Consider the following 907-nt stretch of genomic DNA (forward strand, 5'->3'; position numbering starts at 1 on the left):
TCGCCGTGGGAACCTTCCGGCAGTCACGCTATGCAGCCAGAATCGCCCTGCCCGTGCCCACAATGCGCCGCAACGCAAAGGTAATCGCGGAAATTGGGTTTACCTTATTATTTGCCGTGGGTAGAGTGGTGCGCTATAGCTGCGATTCGGGCCACAGCTCGGCTCGCAGCCTGGCCCTGTGCATCTGGTCGCACCTTCCACCTACCCTGGTATCCATGAAAAAAGTCAGCGAACGTATTCGGCAACTGCGGGAGGAGCAAGGCTGTTCGGTGCGCAAGCTGGCGGCGTTGGCGGAGATTTCGCCCAGCGCCCTGTCGCAGATCGAAGCCGGTCTCAATTCGCCCTCCGTCGCGACCCTAGACAAGATTTGCGGGGCGTTGGGAGTGCCCATCGTGGCGATTTTTGAGGGCGAAGAACCCGAATCCATGCCCCTGCTGATGCGCGCCGGCGAACGTCGCAAGGTTTACAGTGCCGGCTCCCGAGCCACTCTGGAGCCCTTGGCCCGCGGCTTGCCCCGCAAGACTATGCGGCCTCTGTTGATGGTGCTGGAGCCGGGCGGGGAGTGCGGCGAACATCCCTATTCCAGTGCCCAGGGAGAGGAGTTTGCCTTTCTCGTCCAGGGGATGGCGACTTTTGAGCAAATGGACAAATTGACCGAGTTACGGGCCGGCGATGCGATCTACTATGATCCGCGCCAAGCGCACAATTGGCATAATCCCAATCAGGCCCCAGCGACCCTGCTGATCGTCGTCGCCCAGTAAGATCGCCCTACCGCGTATGGGGGCCAATCCACAAGTTCAGGCCAGCCCTAATTCCGCGATTGCTGTAACGAGGTAGATAGATAAGGCCCCGATCTGCAAGCATTTCTGTTAGAATAGCTTTGTCGAAAAGCATCACCCAGAAGGTG

At 59.2% G+C, this 907-nt stretch carries 1 protein-coding gene; it reads left to right on the forward strand.

All coding sequences use genetic code 11. The annotated features are described in order from the left end of the window. The coding region (locus AB4090_RS15075) for a helix-turn-helix domain-containing protein (RefSeq protein ID WP_369574694.1) at nt 1–761 on the forward strand (761 nt) is incomplete at its 5' end. Nucleotides 762–907: the final 146 nt, after the last annotated feature.

This window comes from Acidithiobacillus sp. IBUN Pt1247-S3 (assembly GCF_041146875.1).
Lineage (GTDB): Bacteria > Pseudomonadota > Gammaproteobacteria > Acidithiobacillales > Acidithiobacillaceae > Igneacidithiobacillus.